Origin of the sequence: Cellulosimicrobium funkei (genome assembly GCF_001019615.1) — a bacterium.
GTDB lineage: Bacteria > Actinomycetota > Actinomycetes > Actinomycetales > Cellulomonadaceae > Cellulosimicrobium > Cellulosimicrobium cellulans_E.
Genome location: NZ_JNBQ01000001.1, coordinates 302,905 through 322,569, shown reverse-complemented (window position 1 = coordinate 322,569; position 19,665 = coordinate 302,905). Strand labels below are relative to the sequence as shown.

Sequence of the window (19,665 nt, the reverse complement as noted above, 5' to 3'; positions counted from 1 at the left end):
GGGGTCGTTCTGGGCGCCGCTTCCCCGACGCCGGCCCGACGACGGCGCTCGCCCGCGTGGGCGGGCGCGCCTAGCGTGGGCGGGATGGACGTGGAGGTGCGCTCCGCCGTCGGGCGCTACGACGACTTCGCCGCCGTGGTCGGGCCGCGGAAGGCCGGGGTGCGCGGGTGCTGGTGCATGTCCTACCGCGACAGCCGCGTCAGCGCCGAGGATCGCCCCGGGTTCATGGCCGACCTGTGCACGACCGACCCCGGGCCGGGCGTGCTCGCGTACGTCGACGGTGAGGTCGCGGGCTGGTGCTCGGTGGCGCCGCGCAGCACCTACCGGCGGCTGATGAACGCCCGGACCATCCCGTTCGTCGACGACCTCGACGCGTGGAGCGCGGTGTGCTTCGTCGTCCGGGCCGGGTACCGGCGTCGCGGGCTCATGCACGACCTCCTCGCCGGCGCCGTCGAGCACGCCGCCGCGCACGGCGCACCCGCGGTCGAGGGCTACCCCGTCGACGCGGGCGGCGAGCGTGTCGACGTGATCTCCGGGTACGTCGGCACGGTAACGCTGTTCGAGCAGGCCGGGTTCGTGCGTGCGGCCCCGACCACCGGCGTGAGCGGCGGCGTGCCGCGGGTCGTGATGCGCCGCGCGCTCGGCTGAGCGTGCAGGTCAGGAGCGTGCCGGGTCAGGAAGGCACGGGTCTCCACGGGTCGACGACGGCCACGCCGGTGCCGACGAAGTCGCGGACGTTGCGCGTCGCGAGCGTCGCGCCGTGCACGCGACAGATCGCGGCGATCTGCGCGTCGGCCATGCTCATCGGCCGCCCCGCTCGCTCGCGGAGCGCGAGGAGGGTGCCCCCGACGCGCGCGGCGTCGGCGTCGTACGCGAGCACGCGGCCCGCGAACGTCGTGGTGACGTGCTCCTCGATGAGCGCGGCGAGGCGGTCTCGGCGCCGCCCGTCGGGCAGCCGCGCCACGCCGTGGACGATCTCGCCGACCGTGACCGCCGTGATCCACAGCGCCTCCGGAGTCCGCGCGTCGAGCCAGCGAAGCACGCGCGCCTCGGGCACCGGGCGAATCGCCTCGGACACGACGTTCGTGTCGAGGACGATCACGCGTCCGCGACCTCGCGGTTCGACCCGCCCGGCTCGTCGGAGAAGTCGACGGCGCGTCCGTGCTCCGAGCGCGGGGGCAGGTCGAGCTCGACCGTCAGCCCGGCGTCGGCGAACGAGCTGTGGATGAACGTGCCGAGCCCGCGTTCCAACCCGCTCGGTGCCGTCACCGCGGACGTGAGGATCGCGCGGATCTCCGCCTCCATCGACCGGCCGTGCTCTGCGGCACGCGCTCGCAGCCGCTCGCGCACGTCGTCGTCGAGCCCTCGGATCGTCAGCGTCGCCACCTCGACCACCTCCGATCACCACGCTAGCAAAACGACAGCACCCTCCACCAGGGTCGCCCCACCCTCGGAGCAATGAAGTTGCGACGGGTTGAGAGAATGGACCGTCGTGAGTACCGAGCCCGCAGCGAACCAGCCTGACGCGCGCCCTGCCCAGCAGGGCGGCGCCGCCGAGGGCACCCCGCGCGAGGGTCGCCGGCGTCGCGGGAACCGCCGCGGCCGCGGGCAGGGTGACCGCCCGGCGTCGGGCACCCCGACCGGCACGACGGCGACGCGTCGCGGCCGAGGCGAGCGGACGCCGTCGGGCCCGCGGCAGGTGAGCCGCGCGCAGCTCGAGCGGGCCGCACAGGCACGCGAGACCGTGACGGTCCCGCCCATCACGTACCCCGAGCAGCTCCCCGTCAGCGCCCGACGCGCGGACATCGCCGCCGCGATCCGGGACCACCAGGTCGTCATCGTCGCGGGCGAGACGGGCTCCGGCAAGACGACGCAGCTGCCCAAGATCGCGCTCGAGCTCGGCCGTGGCCGCAAGGGTCAGGTCGGGCACACGCAGCCCCGCCGCATCGCCGCGCGCACGGTCGCCGAGCGCATCGCGGAGGAGCTCGGCACGGAGCTGGGCGGCGTCGTCGGGTACCAGGTGCGGTTCACCGACACCTCCAGCGAGGACACGCTCGTCAAGGTCATGACCGACGGCATCCTGCTCGCGCAGATCCAGCGCGACCCCGAGCTCCTCGCGTACGACACGATCGTCGTCGACGAGGCGCACGAGCGGTCCCTCAACATCGACTTCCTGCTCGGCTACCTCGCGAGGCTCCTGCCGCGCCGTCCCGACCTCAAGCTCATCATCACGTCGGCGACGATCGACTCCGAGCGCTTCGCGCAGCACTTCTCCCCCGCGCACCTCGCCGCGCTGGGCGGCGCACCGGACTACGTGATCGACGCGCTGCCCGACGCCGCGCCCGTGGTCGAGGTGTCCGGCCGCACCTACCCGGTGGAGATCCGGTACCGGCCGCTGTCGCCCGACGTCGACCCCGGCTCCGGGAAGGCGAAGGGGCGCGCGAGCGCCGAGGAGAAGGACCTCGTGACCGGCATCGTCGACGCGTGCGACGAGCTCATGCGTGAGGGGCACGGCGACATCCTCGTGTTCCTCTCGGGCGAACGCGAGATCCACGACGCCGCCGACGCGCTCACCGGCCACCTCAAGGACCGCGTCACCGACCCGAAGCACCCGCAGCGCGTCGAGATCCTGCCGCTGTACGCGCGGCTGTCGTCGGCCGAGCAGCACCGCGTGTTCCAGGCGCACTCGTCGCGGCGCATCGTGCTCGCGACCAACGTCGCCGAGACCTCGCTGACCGTTCCGGGCATCCACTACGTCGTCGACCCGGGCACCGCCCGCATCTCGCGCTACTCCAAGGCGACCAAGGTCCAGCGCCTGCCGATCGAGCCCGTGTCGCAGGCGAGCGCCAACCAGCGCTCCGGCCGCTCGGGCCGCGTCGCCGACGGCATCGCGATCCGGCTCTACTCCGAGGACGACTTCGTCTCCCGGCCCGAGTTCACCGAGCCCGAGATCCTGCGCACCTCGCTCGCGTCCGTGCTGCTCCAGATGATCTCCGTGGGCGTCGTCGAGACCCCCGACGAGGTCGCGCGCTTCCCGTTCGTCGAGCCCCCGGACACGCGCGCCGTCCGGGACGGCGTCCAGCTCCTCACCGAGCTCGGCGCCCTCGCCGCGTCCGACGGCGTCACGCGCCTCACCGAGGTCGGGCGCGTGCTCGCGCAGCTCCCCATGGACCCGCGCCTCGCCCGCATGATCTGGGAGGGGTCGAGGCTCGGCGTCGCGCGCGAGGTCGCGATCATCGCCGCCGTCATGTCGATCCAGGACCCGCGCGAGCGCCCCGCCGAGGTCCGCGCGCAGGCCGACCAGGCGCACGCGCGCTTCACCGACCCGCACTCCGACTTCCTCACCTACCTCAACGTCTGGGAGTACGTCCGCGAGCAGCAGCACGAGCTCTCGTCCTCGGCGTTCCGCCGCCTGTGCAAGGCCGAGTACCTCAACTTCCTGCGCATCCGCGAGTGGCAGGACGTCGTCGCCCAGCTCCGCGAGATGTCCAAGCCTCTCGGCATCGACATGTCGTACAAGCCGCGCGCACGCGGCGCGGCCGGTAGCCCGAGCACCTCGGGGGCAGCCGCCGCGGACCCGACCACCGCTCCCGACGCAACCCCCGACACCCAGGCGTACAAGCGCGCCTGGGACGGCGACACGATCCACAAGGCGCTGCTGTCCGGGCTGCTCTCCCAGATCGGGATGCAGGACACGGGCGACGTGAAGGCGTCCTCGGTCGCGCACCTCAAGGGCGAGGCCCGCGCCAAGGCGCTGCGGCGCGCGCAGAAGCAGGCACGCAACGAGTACACCGGCGCGCGCGGTGCGCGGTTCGCGATCTTCCCCGGGTCGCCGCTCAGCAAGAAGCCGCCGGCCTGGATCATGGCGGGCGAGCTCGTGGAGACGTCGCGGCTGTGGGCGCGCGACGTCGCGCGCATCCAGCCCGAGTGGGCCGAGGACCTCGCGGGCGACCTCGCGCGGCGCACGTACTCCGAGCCGCACTGGTCGACCAAGCGCGGCGCGGCGATCGCGACCGAGAAGGTGCTGCTGTACGGCGTGCCGATCGTCGCCGACCGCAAGGTTCTCTACGCCAAGGTCGACCCCGAGGCCGCGCGCGAGATGTTCGTGCGGCACGCGCTCGTGCAGGGCGAGTGGACCACGCACCACCGGTTCTTCCACGACAACCGCAAGCTCCTCGAGGAGGCCGAGGAGCTCGAGGCGCGCTCGCGCCAGCGCGGGCTCGTCGTCGACGACGACGTGCTGTTCGACTTCTACGACGAGCGCGTGCCCGACGACGTCGTGTCCGCCGCGCACTTCGACCGGTGGTGGAAGACGGCGCGGCGCCGCGACCCCGACCTGCTCACCTTCACGCTCGAGCAGCTCGTGCCCGACGCCGAGCAGATCGACACCTCGCAGTTCCCCGAGACCTGGCCCCAGGGCGAGCTCACGCTCCCGCTCACCTACCAGTTCCAGCCCGGGACCGAGGCCGACGGCGTCACCGTGCACGTCCCGATCTCCGTGCTCAACCGCGTCGTGCCCGACGGGTTCGACTGGATGGTCCCCGGCCTGCTCGACGAGCTCGCCACGGCGACGATCCGCTCGCTGCCCAAGCCGGTCCGCGTCCAGCTCGTGCCCGCGCCCGACGTCGCGCGCGACGTCGTGGCCTGGCTCCGCGAGCACACGCCCACCTGGGAGGACATGGCCCGCGCGGGCGACATGGCCGAGCCGTTCCACGTCGCGTTCACGCGCGCCGTCCGGGCGCTGCGCGACGTCGTCATCCCCGACGACGCGTGGGGCCCCGAGCAGGAGGCGCGCCTGCCCGCGCACCTGCGCATGACGTTCCGCGTCGAGGACCCGCGCGGCCGCGGCGGGTCCGTGGTCCTCGACGAGTCGAAGGACCTCCTCGCCCTCCAGCGGCGCCTCGCCGCCCACAACCAGGCGGCGGTCCGCGCAGCGGTCAAGGGCGCGGTGGGTGCTGCTCTGCGCGAGGCGGCCTCTGGCTCGGTTCCGGGGTCGGGTGCGTCGGTCTCTGGGTCGGGTTCGGCGGCGGAGGGGGCGTCGGTGCTCGGGCTACCATCCGCGCCGCTCGTTCCTCACGGCGCTCCCGCCAGGCCCGCCACGCCCTTCGCATCCGACGCCCCCTCCACCACCTCCGCGTCCGGCTCACCGACACTCGGAAGCCAGGCCGCGGGGCCCGACGGCGAGCGGGTGGCCACGGCGACCGACTCGCCCGGGCGAGATGCAGGTCGAGCGGCGGCAGCCGCCGCGGACCCGACCACGAGCGTGCTCGTCACCGAGCAGAGTGGGCTCACCACGTGGCCTGCGAGCCTCATTGACGGGACGCTACCCAGCAGCGTGTCGACGGACCTCGGGGGTGGGGTGGTCGTGCGGGGGTATCCCGCGGTCGTCGAGGAGCAGGACGCGAAGGGTAAGCCGGTCGTCGCGCTGCGCGTGCTGGCCGACGCGAACGCGCAGGCGCGCGAGCATGCGCGCGGCGTGCGGCGTCTGCTGCTGTCCGAGACGGCACTCCAGACCGGGCGCATCACGAGCCGGTGGAACGGGACGCAGTCGCTCACGATGGCGGCCAGCCCGTACCGGAACACGGACGCGCTCGTCGCGGACCTCCAGCTCGCCGCGGTGATCGCGCTGACGAGCAGCGGCAGCGGGCAGTACGGCACGCAGCCGGACGTCGCGTCGATCCGCGACGCCGAGGCCTACGCGGCGGCGCGGGCGTTCGTGCGGACGCACCTGGAGGACCAGGTGCACCAGGTGGTCGGGCACGTGGTCGCGGCGCTCACCGCGTCGCGGAACCTCGACGCGGAGATCCGCGCGTCGAACAGCCTCGCGCTGCTCAACACGCTCACCGACCTGCGCGACCAGGCCGCGGGTCTGATCCACGACGGCTTCGTCTCCCAGACCCCGCCCCGGCGCCTGCCGCACCTGACGCGCTACCTGCGCGCGGCGTCGTACCGGCTGGAGAAGGCGCAGGCGAACCCGAACCGGGACGCCGAGCTCGCGTGGCGCGTGCACGACGTCGAGGAGGCGTACCAGCGCGCCCGTGCCGCCTACGCCCAGGGCCCGGCTGACCCCGTCCGCGCTGCCGACCTGGCCGAGGTGCGGTGGCTGGTCGAGGAGCTGCGCGTCTCGCTGTTCGCGCAGCAGCTCGGGACCGACGGCCCGGTGAGCGAGAAGCGCATCCGCAAGCTGCTCACGCCCGACGGCTGGTGACGGCTCGATCGCTGGCGTGGCCTCGGCGAGGAGACGGGCGGGCAGGCTAGAGCCTGGGGAAGTCGCGCACCTCTCGCCGAAGTCGGCGCCGTCGCACGCGCCAGAGGAGCTCGGCGGTCTGCCGCTCCATCCAGACGCCGTCGCTGTGCTCGTCGGGCGAATCGGGTGCGAGCACGAGCTCACTCCGTGTCTGTGTCGTGCCGGCAAAGGTCAGGACGAGGCGGCTGGGTCCGCGGACCGCGGCAACCGCGGTAGCGATCCGATCGCGGAGCTCGTCCGGCTTCTCGTCCTGCTGATACGCGAACGTCACCCCTACGTGGGAACCGAACTGCAGTGCGAAGACCTCCTCACCGTGGTGGACGAGCACGCGCGCGACACGCTCGGGCGCTCCGACCGGGCTCATGACGACGCAGAGGGCGTCGGATCCGTCGTCGAACTGCCACACGATGTCGTCATACCCGGCCATCAGCTCCGGAACGAGTTCCCGGAGAGCCGCTCCGGCAGGAGTCTGTGCGCTCACACCGGACAGTGCACCAGAACGCCGGGGGCACCGCTACAACGCGTCGGCTGCTTGCACTCGACGCTTCTGGCCGAATCTCCTCAACATCGCGGTCAACAGGTCATGTAGACGTAGTCGGGGTCGTCGGGGGTGACGAGGTCGCGGTCGCGCAGGACGGTGAGCGGGGCGCGGTCGTCGCGGGCGCAGACGTCGTCGAAGGTGAGACCCGCGTCGTCGAGCGCGTCGGGGTACTCGACCTGGAGCACGTGGTCGCCGTAGACGTCGGTGTAGGCGGCGCACTCGTCGAAGACCGCGCACTCCTCGGTGACGGCGAAGTCGAACCCCAGGACACCGCGCGCGACACCCGCGACCTCCGCGGCGTTCTTCTGCGCGATCGCGAGGCCGGCGTCGTGCGCGAGGTCGACGTACGCGCGCGCGAGCGCGTGGGCGCCGTCCTCGTCGATCGCGTCGAACCGTGTCCACGTGTCGAGGTTGTCGATCTCGACGGCGTCGAACCCGTCGTCGGCGCAGCCCGTGACGACCGGGCCGAGGATCGCGAGGATGCCCTCGCGCTGCTCGGGGGTCGACGGGTCGAGGACGTGCTCGTCCGGCCAGTCGGGGTCGACGACGAGGCCACCAGACGCGTCGTGCAGGAGCAGGTCCTCGTGGTCGTCGAGCCACCGGTCGGCCTCGCCGGGCTGGGTCTGGAACCCGTTGACGTAGCAGACCGAGTACGCGCCGGGAAGGGGCTCGGCGGTCGCGTCCCGCACGACGACGTCGGGCGCCACGGGCCCGGAACCGGCGTCGACCTCGTCGTACGCGCCGCCGAGCTGGTAGTCGAGGACTCCCGCGGTCGGCGGAGGCTCCGGCGCCGGCACCTCGAGCGGGCTCGCGGTGTCCGTGAACGTGCGCTCGACGGCGCACCCACCCGAGACCGCGAGCACGACGCTCACGACGGCGACCGCCGTCGTGCCCCGGGACCACGCCCCGCTCACGGCAGCACGACCTCCCGCGCCGGGTGCACCGACGCGTCGAGCACGACCCGGTCGCCGAGGGCCTCGTCGAGCTCGACGACGAACGGTGTCGGCGGGTTCGACGGGCAGTTCGCCTCGCCCGTGCGCGGCTCGACGCCGACCGTCACCGCGACGGCGTCGTCACGCACGGCGAGCGCTGACAGCCGCACCCGGCCCTCGGCGTCCTCCCCGCCGTTGCACGCCATCTCGGTGACGAGGAGGTGCAGCTCGCGTGCGTCGGGCACCGGCGGGTGCTCCGGGTCCAGGGTGAGCGTCGCGGTGCCGAGCTCGCCGAGGTCGGCGCGCAGGGCGCAGGTCTGCGCGGCGGTGAGGAACCACGTGGGCGACGGGTCGAGGTTGGGCGCGTCGGTCCACTCGATCACGAGCATCTCGTGCGTGCGCACGTCACCCGCGCCGAGGTCCTCGGGGTCGTCGAGCTCGCGCAGGAGGGCGACGCGCTCGGCTCCGTCCTCGACGACGGTCCACTCGGCGGGGTCGATCGGCGGCACCTCGAGACCGTCGAGCGCGGCCCGCCCGTCCTCGCTGAGGTGGTCCGCCGTCACGCCCGACTCCAGCACGTCGTCGGGGACCACCGTCTCCCAGCACCGGTACGAACCCTCCCCCGCGGTACCGCCTGCCGGCCCGTCCGCCGTCGCGCAGCCCGCGAGCCCCAGCACGGCGGCCACGACCGCGCCGACCGCTCCCGCTGCACGACCCACCTGGCGCTCCTCCATGTCCCGTCTGTGTGCCGACCGTACGCGACCTTGCGAACCCGCCGCGCTCGGATCGCCGACCCGCCGCTTCACTCGTGGTGAGTGACAGCGTGCGCACTGTCACACTGTCGGACAAGACAAACCCCATACGGATGTCTTGAAATGGGACCCATCGACCACAACCGTCGCCGCCGGGGCGACGCCCGCAGGTAGGGGGACACCATGACACGAGCCGTCGTCACCGGCTACGGGGCGGTGACCCCCGTGGGGCTCACCGCGGAGGACACCTGGGACGCGCTGCTGCGCGGCGAGCCCGGGGTGCGGGCCATCAAGGAGGACTGGGCCGCCGACCTGCCCGTGCGCATCGCGGCACGGGTGGACGACGCCTTCGCGGAGGGGCTCGCCGTGCGCGAGGTGCGCCGGACGGACCGGGCCGAGCAGCTCACGCTCGTCGCGGGCCGCGAGGCCTGGGCGTCGGCCGGGTCGCCCGACGTCGACCCCACGCGCCTCGCCGTCGTCGTCGGGTCGGCGAACGGCGGGATCGCGACGACGCTCGACCAGTCCCACGTGCTCGACGAGCAGGGGCCCCGGCGCGTCTCGCCGCACACCGTCACCATGCTCATGGCCAACGGTCCGGCGGCCTGGCTCTCGATCGACCTGGGGGCCAAGGCGGGCGCGCGGGCGCCGATCAGCGCGTGCGCCGCGGGGTCGGAGGCGATCACGATGGGCCGCGAGATGATCCTCGCCGGGTCGGCAGACGTCGTCGTGTGCGGCGGCGTGGAGGCGGGGGTCCGGCCGTTCTCCCTCGCCGCGTTCGCCGCGGCGCGGGCCATGTCGACGCGCAACGACGAGCCCGAGCAGGCGTCGCGACCGTTCGACGCGCACCGCGACGGCTTCGTCATGGGCGAGGGCTCGACGCTCCTCGTCCTGGAGAGCGAGGAGCACGCGCGGGCGCGCGGTGCCGCGGTGCACGGCGTCGTCTCCGGCGCCGCCCTGACGTCCGACGCGTTCGACATCGTCGGCGGCGACCCCGAGAACCAGGCCCGGACGATCGGGATGGCCCTGCGGTCGGCGGGCCTCTCCCCCGGCGACCTCGGCCTCGTCCACGCGCACGCGACGTCGACCCCGGTGGGCGACGTCAACGAGTCCGACGCCCTCCACGCCGCGCTCGGCATGCCGCCGCCCGTGACGAGCACCAAGGGCGCGACGGGCCACCTGCTCGGCGCCTCCGGCGCGCTGGGCATCCTCGTCGCGCTGCTCGCCGTGCGCGACGGCCGCGTGCCGCCGACGCTCAACCTCGACGCGCTGGACCCGGCGATCGACCTCGACGTCGTCCGCGGCACCGCCCGGGAGACGACCGCCCGGCACGCGCTGGTCAACGCGTTCGGGTTCGGCGGCCACAGCGCGAGCGTGATCGTCTCGCGCGACTGACCTCCCCCGCCGAACACGACCTGAAGGTCGTTTTGGGGCGCTTTCCGTCCTTCAGGTCGTGCTCGACCGCGCGTGAGGACGTGCTCGGCCGTCGCGACGCGCCGCGAGGCACGATGGGGGCATGGACCTCGACGCCCGGCTCGCCGACATCACGACGCTCACGGTCGACGCGATCGTCAACGCCGCCAACTCGTCGCTGCTCGGCGGCGGGGGCGTGGACGGCGCGATCCATGCCGCCGCCGGTCCCGGGCTCCTGGAGGAGTGCCGACGGATCCGGCGCACGACCCTCCCCGACGGCCTGCCCGTCGGCGACGCCGTCGCGACCGGCGCCTACGACCTGCCCGCCCGCTGGGTCGTCCACACGGTCGGGCCGAACCGCCACCGCGGCCAGACCGACCCCGCGCTCCTCGCGTCGTGCTTCACGCGCTCGCTCGACGTCGCCGCCGACCTCGGCGCCGCGACCGTCGCCTTCCCCGCCGTGAGCGCGGGCGTCTACGGCTGGGACGTCGACGACGTCGCGCGGGTCGCGGTCGGGGCCGTGCGCGGGTGGTCCGCCGCCCGTCCGAGCGCCGACCCCGGCGACGGCGTCACGGCGGTGACGTTCGCGCTCGCGTCGCCCCGCGCCCTGGCGGCGTTCGAGGCCGCGCTCGGGCGTTGAACCAGAAGTCAGGGTCAGGGTCCGTGTCCCGAGGATCAGGGTCGGTTCGGGGGACTTCCCGATACCGCCGCGACGGGCGCGCTCCTACCGTCGAGGTATGAGCACCTCAGACGCCTCCGCAGCCTCGTTCCGGCCGACCCTGTCCCGGCCGCGCCACGGTCGGATGATCGCGGGCGTGTGCGCAGGGATCGCCCGCCGGTTCGGGTGGGACCCGACCGTCGTGCGCATCGTCGCCGCGGTCTCGATCCTGCTCCCCGGCCCGCAGGTCATCGCCTACCTCGTCCTCTGGGCCCTCATGCCCAACGACCGCGACTGAGCCGGTCGCGCCGGTCACCCGGACGGCCGAACCCGGGATTGCGGTCGGTCTCGGTCTCGAGACCGCCCGCAAGCCCGGGTTCGGCGTGGGCCGGGCAGTCAGCCCGGGAGGCCGCGCATGCGGCGCCGGGCGACGACGATCGTCGCCCCGCCGGCGACGAGCACGATCGCGAGGCCCACCAAGGCACCGACGTGCGCGCCGGTCGTGGCGAGCCCGTCCGGCCGGCCCGCCCCCTCGCCGTCGGCCCCTCCGGCCGCGCCGTCCACCGCGAGGACCTCGAGCTCCGTCCACAGGACGCGCCCGTCCACCTGCCCGACGATCGCGAACCGGTGCTCGCCCGCCGCGACGTCGACCGGGACCGTCACGGTCGCCGTGAGCGTGCCCGACGCGTCGGCGCGGTACATCCCGAGGTCCGCCGGCGTCGAGAAGAGGGTCGCGGAGACCCACTCGCCGGGCGCGAAGCCCTCGGCCGTCGCCGTGACCTGCTCACCCGCCCGGACGCGCGCCGGGGAGAGAGTGACGCCGCCGTGGTTCGCGTCGGTGAGGTCGTCCGCGCCGACCGTGTGCAGCGGGGACGACGGCGGCTGCTCGCCGGCGCCGGGCGTCTCGCCGGGCTCGCCCGGTCCGCCGGGGTTCTCGCCGTCGAGGTGGCCCTCGAACACGTCCGACGCCGCACCGAGGCTCAGGAGCACGGTCTCGCCCGTGGCATCGGCGAGGCCGTCGTTGTCGGTGATGGCCCAGACCGTGCCGTCGCCGCCGACCGTGAGGCCCTCGAGCTTCTCCTGCGTCCAGCCGTTCGTGGCGCGCAGGCCGGGCAGCACGTCGTGCGCCAGCGCCTTGGTCACCGCGACCGGGGCCGCTGACGCGGTCCCGACGGCGACGTCGGGCACGTCGACCGCGTAGACGCGCTTCACCGCGGCGGCGGGGCCGTTGAGCTTGTCGCGCTCGATCACGGCGAGGGTGTCGTGGTCGACGACGGTCACCTCGCTGAGACCCAGCCAGTCGCCGTCGGTCGTGGTCCGCTCGAGCGGGTACGCGAACCAGTCCCACGTGCCCGACGCGACGTCGTAGCGGCCGAGGCGCGCAGTGCCCGCCGTGCCGCCGTCGTCGGTGGTCAGGCCGCGCTGGAGCGCGACCCACACCTGCTCGCCCGCAGCCTCTCCCGCGTCTCCGTCGGCCGTCGAGACGGCCGGAGCGACCGCGACGCCCTCGATGCCCTGCTTGCCGAGGCCCGCGGCGACCGCCTCGGGCAGCGCGACGGACTCGACGACCGCACCCGCGGCGTCGACGCGCACGATCGCGTTCTCCGCGCCCTTCGCGCCCTCGACCCCGAGCCAGAACCCGCCGTCGGCGCGGGCCGCGACGCCCTCGACGTCGAGGCCCACCGGGGCGCCGTCCCGCGTGAGCGTCACCGTCCGGTCGATGACGGCCGGTGAGCCCGCGCCGTAGCCGCGCACGTCGAGCGACAGGAGCTGCGTCGTGGAGTACGCGGCGTCGGTCGCCGTCCACAGGCGCTGGGGATCGGTCGGGTCGGCGGTCAGCGCGCCGAGCGCGCCCCAGCCGATCGGGGCACCGGCCTGCGCGCCCTCGGTCGCGACCGCGGAGACGACGCTCGGGAACTGCGGCGACCCCGCGCCGTCGGCCCACTGCGCGCCGCGCCCGAACACCGTGACGGCCGACCGCACGCCCGCACCGGCGTCGTCCTCCTCGCTCGACACGACGAGCAGGTCGCGCTGCGGGACGACGAGCAGGCCCTCGGGACCGTTGGTCGTCGCGAGCACCTGGACGAACCGCGGGGCGCTCGGGTCGGAGACGTCGTAGACCGCGACGAAGTTCGAGCGCTCGGAGCCGACGAACGCGTAGCGCGTCCCGCCGAGCGTCGCGACGGTCAGGCCCTCGGGCTCGACGCCCTTCTTGGCCGCGCGGTCCTCGGTGTGCGGGCCGATGCGGGCGGCGAGGCGCTCGAGCTCGGCGCCCGCGTCCCACACGACCTCGCCCGACGCGGCGTCGAACACCGACCAGCCGCGCGAGCCGCCCTTCCAGTCGCCCTCGTTCGCGGTCGCGACGTGCGCGTCGTCGAGCCAGCCGATCGCGTCGGGCTCGCGCGGCGTCGCCGGGATCGACCCGGTCTGGTCGATCACGCCGTCCTTCTTCACGTCGATCCCGGACACGGCGACCGCGCCCGCGGAGAAGACGGTCTCGATCTCGCCCGTCGCGATGTCGACGACGGCGACGCCGTTGTTCTCCTGGAGCGTCACCGCGACCTTGGTGCCCGCCGGGTTGACCGCGACGTACTCGGGCTCGGGGTCCTGCGGGGTGTCGAGGCCGGCCGCCTCGACCACGGGCAGCGGCGCGCCGGCCTCGTCGAGGAACGCGACGGCCCGGGTCGACCAGGCCGCCGGGTCGTCGCCCGGCAGGTCGAGGATCTGGAGGAAGCCCGCGGGGAGCTGCGGGAGGTCGCCCTCGTCGCCACCCTCGGGGGCGAACTCCTCGTCGCGCTGGTTCTCGATCGCGACGACGGCGTGCGTGCCGTCGGGCGTGACGGCGATCGAGTCAGGCTGGCCGCCGAGGTCGAGCGACCGCACGCGCTCGCGCGTCGCGAGGTCGACGACGTCGAGGCGCCCGCTCGGCTCGGTGAAGCTCACCGACGTGTCCACCACGACGAGGACGTACCCGCCGACGATCGCGACCGACGTCGGCTCGTCGTGCTCCGAGCCGAGCTCGGCGAGACTGAGCGTGCCCAGGCCCTTCGGCGCGCCCGGGTCCGTGATGTCGAGGAAGCCGATGCGGCGCGCGAGCGCGTCCGTGTGGACGACCGTGCGCCCGTCCTCGCTGACCGCCGAGATCTCGGCGACCGTCTCGGCGGCGGCGTCCTCGCCGGCCGGGCGGTTCTGGAACACGGGGTACGTGGCGAGGCGGTGGAACGTCTCGTCCGCGGCGGGCGTCGTCCAGGCGCCCGCCGTCGCGAGCGCCGTCTTCGGGGTCGGGGACGCGGCGCCGGCCGGGTGCGCGGGAGCCGCGGCGAGCGCAGGCAGCGCGCCCAGCCCCAGGGTGAGCGTCGCGCCCGTGGCGACGAGCGCGGCGAGGCGCGCGCGGCGGGCCGGTGCGCGCCCGGAGGTGCGCATCGCGGTCCGCCGAGGGGCCTGCTCAGGGATGACTGACATGTCTCTCCTTCGACGAGGGTCGAGCAGAGGGTGGTGTCCCGCGGTGGCGCGACGACGACCGTCCCGGGACCGCCCGGTGACGGGCGGATGAACAGTGTGCGGCGACGGGTGCGGGCCGATGGAGAGCGTCCGTTGCCCCGAGCGACGGTTTCCGGTACGGAGTACTTGATACTTCGGCCCCGTGACCGAATCGTGACGGCGAAAGTACCTAGTACTCGCTGTCCGCCCCGTCCTGGCGGTTGCTAGCGTCGTTCGGGATTTACCTGCTACTCCACGTCCCGCCAACGTTGGCGGGACATGGTCCCGGCGCACTCCCGCGGCGGGCACGCACGTGACCCCGCCTCTCTCCCGCTCCTCTCCCCTCTTGCCGACCGCCCTGCGACGACGCCGGGCGCGAGGAAGGACGACCGATGACGCAGCACGCCTCTCCCCGACCGTCGCGCACCCACACGGTCCTCACGTCCGTCGCGCTCGCCGTGCTCGCCCTCGCGGTGGCCGGCCTGATCGCGTTCCTGCTCGTGTACAACGGCAAGGTCGCCGACGGCGCGACCCGCCTCGACGACGGCGCCACGCAGCTCTCCGACGGCGCGTCGACGCTCGCCGACGGGACCGTCGAGGCCCAGGCCGGCGCCCAGCGCCTGGCCGACGGGGCCGGCGACCTGGAGGACGGCGCCGGCGAGCTCGTCGCCGGGGCGCAGAAGGCCTCCGACGGCGCCGCCCAGCTCGCCGCGGGCGGCACCACCGCGCTCGACGGGGCGACCGAGCTCGCCGCCGGCGCGGACGAGCTGAACGCCGGGGCCGCCCGCCTCGCCGCGGGCACGGGGGACGCCGCGAGCGGCGCCGCCCGCCTCGCCGCGGGCAGCAAGGACCTCGACGCCGGGGCCGCCCGCCTCGCCGTCGGCAACGCGCGCGCTGCCGACGGTGCCTCGCAGATCGCCGACGGCGCGAGCACGCTCAAGGACGGCGCCGCCGAGCTGTACGTCGGCAACGCGACGGCCGCGCACGGCGCCGGGCTGCTCGCCGAGGGCACCTCGACCCTCGCCGCCGGCGCGTCCGACCTCGCTGACGGCACCGCGCGGCTCGCCGTCGGGGCGAGCACCCTCGCGGACGGGGCGTCGACGGTCACCACGGGTCTCTCCGGGGCTGCGTCCGGCGCACGCGACCTGGCGACCGGTGCGAGCAGCGTCTCCGCGGGCGCATCGACCCTGCGCGACGGTGTCGCCGCCACCGCACGAGGCGCGAGCGCGCTCGCACCGGGCGCGGCGACGGTCGCGCAGGGAGCCGGGCAGCTGTCCGCCGGCGCGGGCTCGCTGCAGGCGGGCACAGCACTTCTGGCACCGGGTGCTCAGCAGGTCGCGGCCGCGGCCGCGCAGCTCCGGGACGGCGCGTCGGGGCTCGCCACGGGTCTCTCCTCGGCTCGCGACGGTGCGGTCCGGCTGGCCGACGAGACGCGGTCGGTGGCCCAGGGCGCCGACCAGGTCCACGCGGGAGCGGACTCCCTCGCGGCACAGCTCCAGGGACTGGCCGCGGCGACCGACGACCCGGCCCTCAAGGCCAAGCTCGACGCGCTCGCCGGCGCAGCGGGCTCGGTGCGCGACGGCGCGGCGCAGGTCGACGCCGGCGCCGGGGGGCTCGTCGCCGGGGCAGCCGCCCTGCGCGACGGACTGGCGGGTGACCAGGGCGCCGCCGCAGGCGCGGCTCGGCTCGAGGCGGGTCTTCGGGACCTGAGCACCGGAGCCGCACGGGTGTCCAGCGGCGCCCAGGAGGCGAACGCGGGCGCCACGCGACTCGCGGAGGGTGCTGCTGGGCTCGCCTCCGGTGCCGCCACGGTCTCCGGCGGAGCACAGAGCCTCGCCACCGGGACGGCTCAGCTCTCCGGAGGGGCCGAGGCGCTGGCCGCCGGTGCGAGCACGGTCTCGGCGGGCAACGCCTCGCTCGCCGGGGCGACTCGCGCCCTCGCCGACGGTGCCGCTCAGGTGTCCGGAGGCGCGACGACCCTCGCCGCCGGGAACGCCGCGACGGCGGACGGCGCCGCCCGGCTCTCCGCGGGGAACACGGGAGCAGCCGAGGCCTCGGCAGCGCTCGCCCAGGGCACGGTGCTCCTTGCCGAGGGCGCGTTCCAGATCGCGGGTGGCAACGCGTTCCTCGCGACGAAGACCTCCGAGCTCGCGACGGGCGCGGCGGACCTCGCCACCGGTGCCGCCGACCTCAAGGCCGGGACGACCAGGGCCTCGACCGGGGCGGCGGACCTCTCCGCCGGCACGGTGCGGCTGCGCACGGGCGCGGGCGACCTGTTCGCCGGGACGACCCGCCTGGAGGACGGGACGCTGCGCCTGCAGAACGGGCTCACGACGCTGTCCACCGGCGCGACGACCCTGGCGGCGGGCAACGCCGCGCTCGCCGAGGGCTCGACGACGCTGCACGCCGGGACGACGACGCTCGCCGACGGCGCGGCGGACCTGCACGACGGCAGCACCCGCATCGCGGACGGCGCCGCCACGCTGTCCGACGGGACGGGAACCCTCTCCGACGGCACGGCGGAGCTCAAGGACAGCGTCGAGAACAGCCCCGTCGAACGGGTGTCGCTCGGCATGTCGGCGCTCGTCGGCGGGACCGTGCTCGCGGGCGTCGCGGGCGTCGGGCTCGGGCTGCGCCGTCGGCTCGCGGCGGTCTGACCGACCGTCGCGCACGGCCGGGCGGGGCCTCCTCACCGCCCGGCCCCCGACTCGGGGGCGGCCTCACGTCGACGGTGTCGCCCCCGCGGGCGGCGGTCCCGGTGGACAGGACTCCGGGACCGCCGCCCTTCTTCGTGTCCCTGGGGCCTCCTGCCCGGGCGAGCGGTCGGTCACCGGCACCGGCACCGGCACCGGCACCGGCACCGGCACCGGCACCGGCTACCGTGACCGCGTGACGCTGCTCCTCAAGCTCGTGCTGGCACCTGCTCTGGTGGTCGCGTCCACGCTCGCCGGACGACGCTGGGGCGCGCGGCTCACGGGAGTCCTCGTCGGGCTGCCCGTCGTGGCCGGGCCGATCCTGCTCATCACCACGCTCGACCACGGCACCGCGTTCGGCGCCGCCGCGGCGTCCTCGGCGCTCCTCGGCCTCACGTCGCTCGCCCTGTTCGCCGTGGTGTTCGGCTGGTGCTCGCGCCGGACCGGCTGGGTCGGTGCGCTCGCGGCGTCCTGGGCCGCGTGCCTCGTGGCGGACGTCGCCCTCGCCCGGCTGACGCTTCCCGCCGGTATCGCGTTCGTGGTGGCGCTCGCGACGTTCTGGGGCGCGTCCCGGGTCATGCCGCCCGACGCGCCGGGCCCGCCACCGTCGACCGTCCCGCCGCCCTGGTGGGACCTTCCCGCCCGTGCCGCGACGACGGCGGCGCTCGTCCTCGCCGTCACCACCGCGTCGGGCGCGCTCGGACCGGCGATGACGGGCGTGCTCGCGCCGTTCCCGATCGCGTCGAGCGTGGTCGCCGCGTTCGCGCTCGCGCAGCGCGGCTCGGCCGAGACGGTCCGCCTCCTGCGGGGACTGCTCGCCGGGCTCACCGGGTTCGCGGTGTTCTGCCTCCTCGTCGCGCTCCTCGTCGAACGCCTGGGCGTCGCCGCGGCGTTCTCGGTCGCGCTGGCCGCCAGCCTGGCCGTCCAGGCCGTCGTCCCCCTCGCCGGGCGGCTCGCCGCGGGCGCGGCAGGCCGTCGCACCCGCTACTGACGGCGGCGCCGGGCGAACACGCACGCCGCGGCACCGAGGAACACCAGGACCAGGCCGAGGCACCACGCGAGGGCGAGGGCCGCCGTCGGGCCCAGGTCCGTGACCGGCGCGCCGGTCGAGTCCATGCCGACGAGCAGGCCGCGGATCGTCTCGATCACCGGCGTGACGGGCTGGTGCTCCGCGAACCCGCGCAGCCACGACGGCATGGTCTCCGGCGGCACGAACGCGCTCGACACGTACGGCAGGAAGAGCATGAAGAAGCTGAACCCCCCGGCCGCCGCGGGCGAGCGCACGAGCACGCCCACGAAGGCCGCGATGCTCGTGATCGCGAGCACGTACGCCGCGACGACCCCGACGGCCCCCAGCCACTCGAGCGCGTTCGCGTCGGGCCGGAAGCCGATGAGGAACGCGACGCCCAGCACGACGGCCGTCGTCACGAGGTTCTTCACGACGCTCGCCACGACGTGCCCCACGAGCACCGTCCAGCTCGCGATCGGCATCGACCGGAACCGGTCCATGATGCCGCCGGACATGTCCTGCTCCACGGCGATCGCCGTGTTCGACGCCCCGTAGCCCGCGCAGAGCAGGATGATCCCCGGCGTCGCGTACGTGGCGTAGTCCGTGCCGACGCTCATCGCGCCGCCGAACACGTACACGAACAGGATCATGAGCATCACGGGCAGCACGAGCGCGAGGACCAGCTCGTCCGGCTCGCGACGGACGAGCCGCAGCGAGCGCGCGACCATCGTCCCGGCGTCGGCGAGCACGTGGCGGCCCGGCCGGGCCGCGGGGGCGGGGAGACGCGGCGTCGTGCCCGACGGCGCAGCGCTGGTCACGGCGGTCATGCTGCGGTCTCCTCGTGGTCGGTCGCGGTCGCGACGCCGTCCCGGTCGCGCGTCCGCGCGGCGTGGCCCGTCAGGGTGAGGAACACGTCGTCGAGGGTCGGCTCGCGCACCTCCCACCGCACGGGCTCGACGCCGGTCGCCGCGACCGCGGCGAGGACGTCGCGCACGTGCTCCACCGACCCGTCGGTGGGGACGCGGAGCGTCAGGGACGTGGGGCCGAGCGTGTCCGGCCAAGCCCCCGCAGAACCCACCGACGCCGCCTCGGCGACCGACGCGAAGGTGAGCTCGATGCTCGCGTCGCCGACGCGGCGCTTGAGGTCCGACGGCGAGCCCTCGGCCACGACGCGGCCGTCGTCGATGAGCGCCACGCGGTCGGCGAGCTGGTCGGCCTCCTCGAGGTACTGCGTCGTGAGGAACAGGCTCGTGCCGTCGGCGACGACGCCGCGGATCACCTCCCACATGGTCTGGCGGCTGCGCGGGTCGAGGCCGGTGGTGGGCTCGTCGAGGAACATGACCTGGGGACGGGTGAGGAGCCCGGCCGCCAGGTCGAGCCGACGCCGCATGCCGCCGGAGTAGGTGCCGACCCGCCGGTCGGCGGCCGCGGCGAGGTCGAACGCGTCGAGCAGGCTGTCGACGCGGGCCCGCGCGGACCGGCGCGGCAGGTGCGCGAGGCGACCCATCATCGTGAGGTTCTCGCGGCCCGACTGCTTCTCGTCGACCGCGGCGTACTGGCCGGTGAGGCTGATGAGGCCGCGCACGCGCGCGGCGTCGTGCACGACGTCGTGGCCCGCGACGGTGGCCGTCCCGCCGTCGGGGCGCAGGAGCGTGGCGAGGATGCGGACGGTGGTGGTCTTCCCGGCGCCGTTGGGGCCGAGGAGGGCGAGGACCTCGCCGCGGTGCAACGTGAGGTCGACGCCGTCGAGCACGCGCACCGACCTGCGGGCGGAGCCGTAGCTCTTGCGCAGGCCCTCGGCGCGCACGAGCACGTCGGGTGCTGGCATGGGGACTCCCTGGGACGTGGTGGAAATGGCGTTGGAAAGAAACTGTTTGTGGTCGACACTATTCTGCTGACGGTAGACACAGTTTCGTGAGCGGTCAAGGCCCGCGGGAGGATGA

General features: G+C 74.8%; 15 protein-coding genes. 7 read left to right on the top strand and 8 right to left on the bottom strand.

The window, feature by feature from the left end; translation table 11 throughout:
• Positions 1-84 precede the first annotated feature (84 nt).
• Positions 85-648 (top strand): GNAT family N-acetyltransferase, encoded by a 564-nt coding sequence (locus FB00_RS01440; RefSeq protein ID WP_047231258.1) that lies wholly within the window; start codon positions 85-87, stop codon positions 646-648.
• Positions 649-673: 25 nt separating this feature from the next.
• Here the strand turns inward: FB00_RS01440 and FB00_RS01435 are convergent, their stop codons facing one another.
• Together FB00_RS01435 and FB00_RS01430 are read right to left on the bottom strand one after the other, a co-directional pair.
• Positions 674-1,102: a type II toxin-antitoxin system VapC family toxin gene (locus FB00_RS01435; RefSeq protein WP_047231021.1), complete on the bottom strand. Its 429-nt coding sequence runs from the start codon at positions 1,100-1,102 to the stop codon at positions 674-676.
• Positions 1,099-1,386, bottom strand: a complete 288-nt coding sequence (locus tag FB00_RS01430; RefSeq protein WP_047231257.1) for a FitA-like ribbon-helix-helix domain-containing protein — start codon at positions 1,384-1,386, stop codon at positions 1,099-1,101. The genes FB00_RS01435 and FB00_RS01430 overlap by 4 nt, the downstream gene beginning before the upstream one ends.
• A gap of 106 nt (positions 1,387-1,492) precedes the next feature.
• Between FB00_RS01430 and hrpA the strand changes: the two genes are divergently transcribed.
• Positions 1,493-6,208, top strand: a complete 4,716-nt coding sequence (gene hrpA / locus FB00_RS01425) for an ATP-dependent RNA helicase HrpA (protein WP_052877348.1) — start codon at positions 1,493-1,495, stop codon at positions 6,206-6,208.
• Positions 6,209-6,254: 46 nt separating this feature from the next.
• On the opposite strand, the gene FB00_RS01420 is transcribed toward hrpA, so the two are convergent.
• The 3 genes from FB00_RS01420 to FB00_RS01410 all read right to left on the bottom strand — a co-directional run bounded on the left by FB00_RS01420 (position 6,255) and on the right by FB00_RS01410 (position 8,439).
• Positions 6,255-6,728, bottom strand: a complete 474-nt coding sequence (locus FB00_RS01420; RefSeq protein ID WP_156186255.1) for a hypothetical protein — start codon at positions 6,726-6,728, stop codon at positions 6,255-6,257.
• 92 nt (positions 6,729-6,820) lie between these two features.
• Positions 6,821-7,702 carry an endo alpha-1,4 polygalactosaminidase gene (locus tag FB00_RS01415; RefSeq protein ID WP_047231019.1) on the bottom strand — a complete coding sequence of 294 codons (882 nt, stop codon included), beginning with the start codon at positions 7,700-7,702 and terminating at the stop codon, positions 6,821-6,823.
• The gene (locus tag FB00_RS01410) at positions 7,699-8,439 is read right to left on the bottom strand and encodes a hypothetical protein (protein ID WP_197088708.1); all 741 of its coding nucleotides are present in this window, start codon (positions 8,437-8,439) and stop codon (positions 7,699-7,701) included. Before FB00_RS01410 ends, FB00_RS01415 begins: the two co-directional genes overlap by 4 nt.
• A 216-nt stretch (positions 8,440-8,655) precedes the next feature.
• Between FB00_RS01410 and FB00_RS01405 the strand changes: the two genes are divergently transcribed.
• The 3 genes from FB00_RS01405 to FB00_RS01395 all read left to right on the top strand — a co-directional run bounded on the left by FB00_RS01405 (position 8,656) and on the right by FB00_RS01395 (position 10,838).
• Positions 8,656-9,864 (top strand): beta-ketoacyl-[acyl-carrier-protein] synthase family protein, encoded by a 1,209-nt coding sequence (locus tag FB00_RS01405; protein ID WP_047231017.1) that lies wholly within the window; start codon positions 8,656-8,658, stop codon positions 9,862-9,864.
• A 121-nt stretch (positions 9,865-9,985) separates the two neighbouring features.
• Positions 9,986-10,522, top strand: coding sequence for an O-acetyl-ADP-ribose deacetylase (locus tag FB00_RS01400; RefSeq protein ID WP_047231016.1), 537 nt, complete (start codon positions 9,986-9,988; stop codon positions 10,520-10,522).
• Between the two features lie 97 nt (positions 10,523-10,619).
• A complete protein-coding gene (locus tag FB00_RS01395) occupies positions 10,620-10,838 on the top strand; it encodes a PspC domain-containing protein (protein ID WP_047231015.1) in 219 nt (72 codons plus the stop codon).
• 98 nt (positions 10,839-10,936) lie between these two features.
• Here the strand turns inward: FB00_RS01395 and FB00_RS01390 are convergent, their stop codons facing one another.
• Positions 10,937-14,002: an esterase-like activity of phytase family protein gene (locus FB00_RS01390; RefSeq protein WP_231581659.1), complete on the bottom strand. Its 3,066-nt coding sequence runs from the start codon at positions 14,000-14,002 to the stop codon at positions 10,937-10,939.
• A 410-nt stretch (positions 14,003-14,412) separates the two neighbouring features.
• Between FB00_RS01390 and FB00_RS01385 the strand changes: the two genes are divergently transcribed.
• Both FB00_RS01385 and FB00_RS01380 read left to right on the top strand, forming a co-directional pair.
• On the top strand, positions 14,413-16,677 hold the full coding sequence (locus FB00_RS01385) for a hypothetical protein (RefSeq protein ID WP_047231014.1): 2,265 nt from the start codon (positions 14,413-14,415) through the stop codon (positions 16,675-16,677).
• A 232-nt stretch (positions 16,678-16,909) separates the two neighbouring features.
• Positions 16,910-17,704 (top strand): hypothetical protein, encoded by a 795-nt coding sequence (locus FB00_RS01380; protein WP_052877347.1) that lies wholly within the window; start codon positions 16,910-16,912, stop codon positions 17,702-17,704.
• Here FB00_RS01380 and FB00_RS01375 read toward each other — a convergent pair.
• Positions 17,698-18,549: an ABC transporter permease gene (locus tag FB00_RS01375; protein ID WP_082140840.1), complete on the bottom strand. Its 852-nt coding sequence runs from the start codon at positions 18,547-18,549 to the stop codon at positions 17,698-17,700. The genes FB00_RS01380 and FB00_RS01375 overlap by 7 nt on opposite strands.
• On the bottom strand, positions 18,546-19,550 hold the full coding sequence (locus FB00_RS01370; protein WP_047231013.1) for an ATP-binding cassette domain-containing protein: 1,005 nt from the start codon (positions 19,548-19,550) through the stop codon (positions 18,546-18,548). Before FB00_RS01370 ends, FB00_RS01375 begins: the two co-directional genes overlap by 4 nt.
• Positions 19,551-19,665: the final 115 nt, after the last annotated feature.

Excerpts from the sequence above, each read along its gene's own strand:
- FB00_RS01440 (WP_047231258.1), top strand. The coding sequence starts at position 85 with ATGGACGTGGAGGTGCGCTCCGCCGTCGGGCGCTACGACGACTTCGCC.
- FB00_RS01405 (WP_047231017.1), top strand. The coding sequence starts at position 8,656 with ATGACACGAGCCGTCGTCACCGGCTACGGGGCGGTGACCCCCGTGGGG.
- FB00_RS01400 (WP_047231016.1), top strand. The coding sequence starts at position 9,986 with ATGGACCTCGACGCCCGGCTCGCCGACATCACGACGCTCACGGTCGAC.
- FB00_RS01395 (WP_047231015.1), top strand. The coding sequence starts at position 10,620 with ATGAGCACCTCAGACGCCTCCGCAGCCTCGTTCCGGCCGACCCTGTCC.
- FB00_RS01390 (WP_231581659.1), bottom strand. The coding sequence starts at position 14,002 with ATGTCAGTCATCCCTGAGCAGGCCCCTCGGCGGACCGCGATGCGCACC.
- FB00_RS01385 (WP_047231014.1), top strand. The coding sequence starts at position 14,413 with ATGACGCAGCACGCCTCTCCCCGACCGTCGCGCACCCACACGGTCCTC.
- FB00_RS01375 (WP_082140840.1), bottom strand. The coding sequence starts at position 18,549 with ATGACCGCCGTGACCAGCGCTGCGCCGTCGGGCACGACGCCGCGTCTC.
- FB00_RS01370 (WP_047231013.1), bottom strand. The coding sequence starts at position 19,550 with ATGCCAGCACCCGACGTGCTCGTGCGCGCCGAGGGCCTGCGCAAGAGC.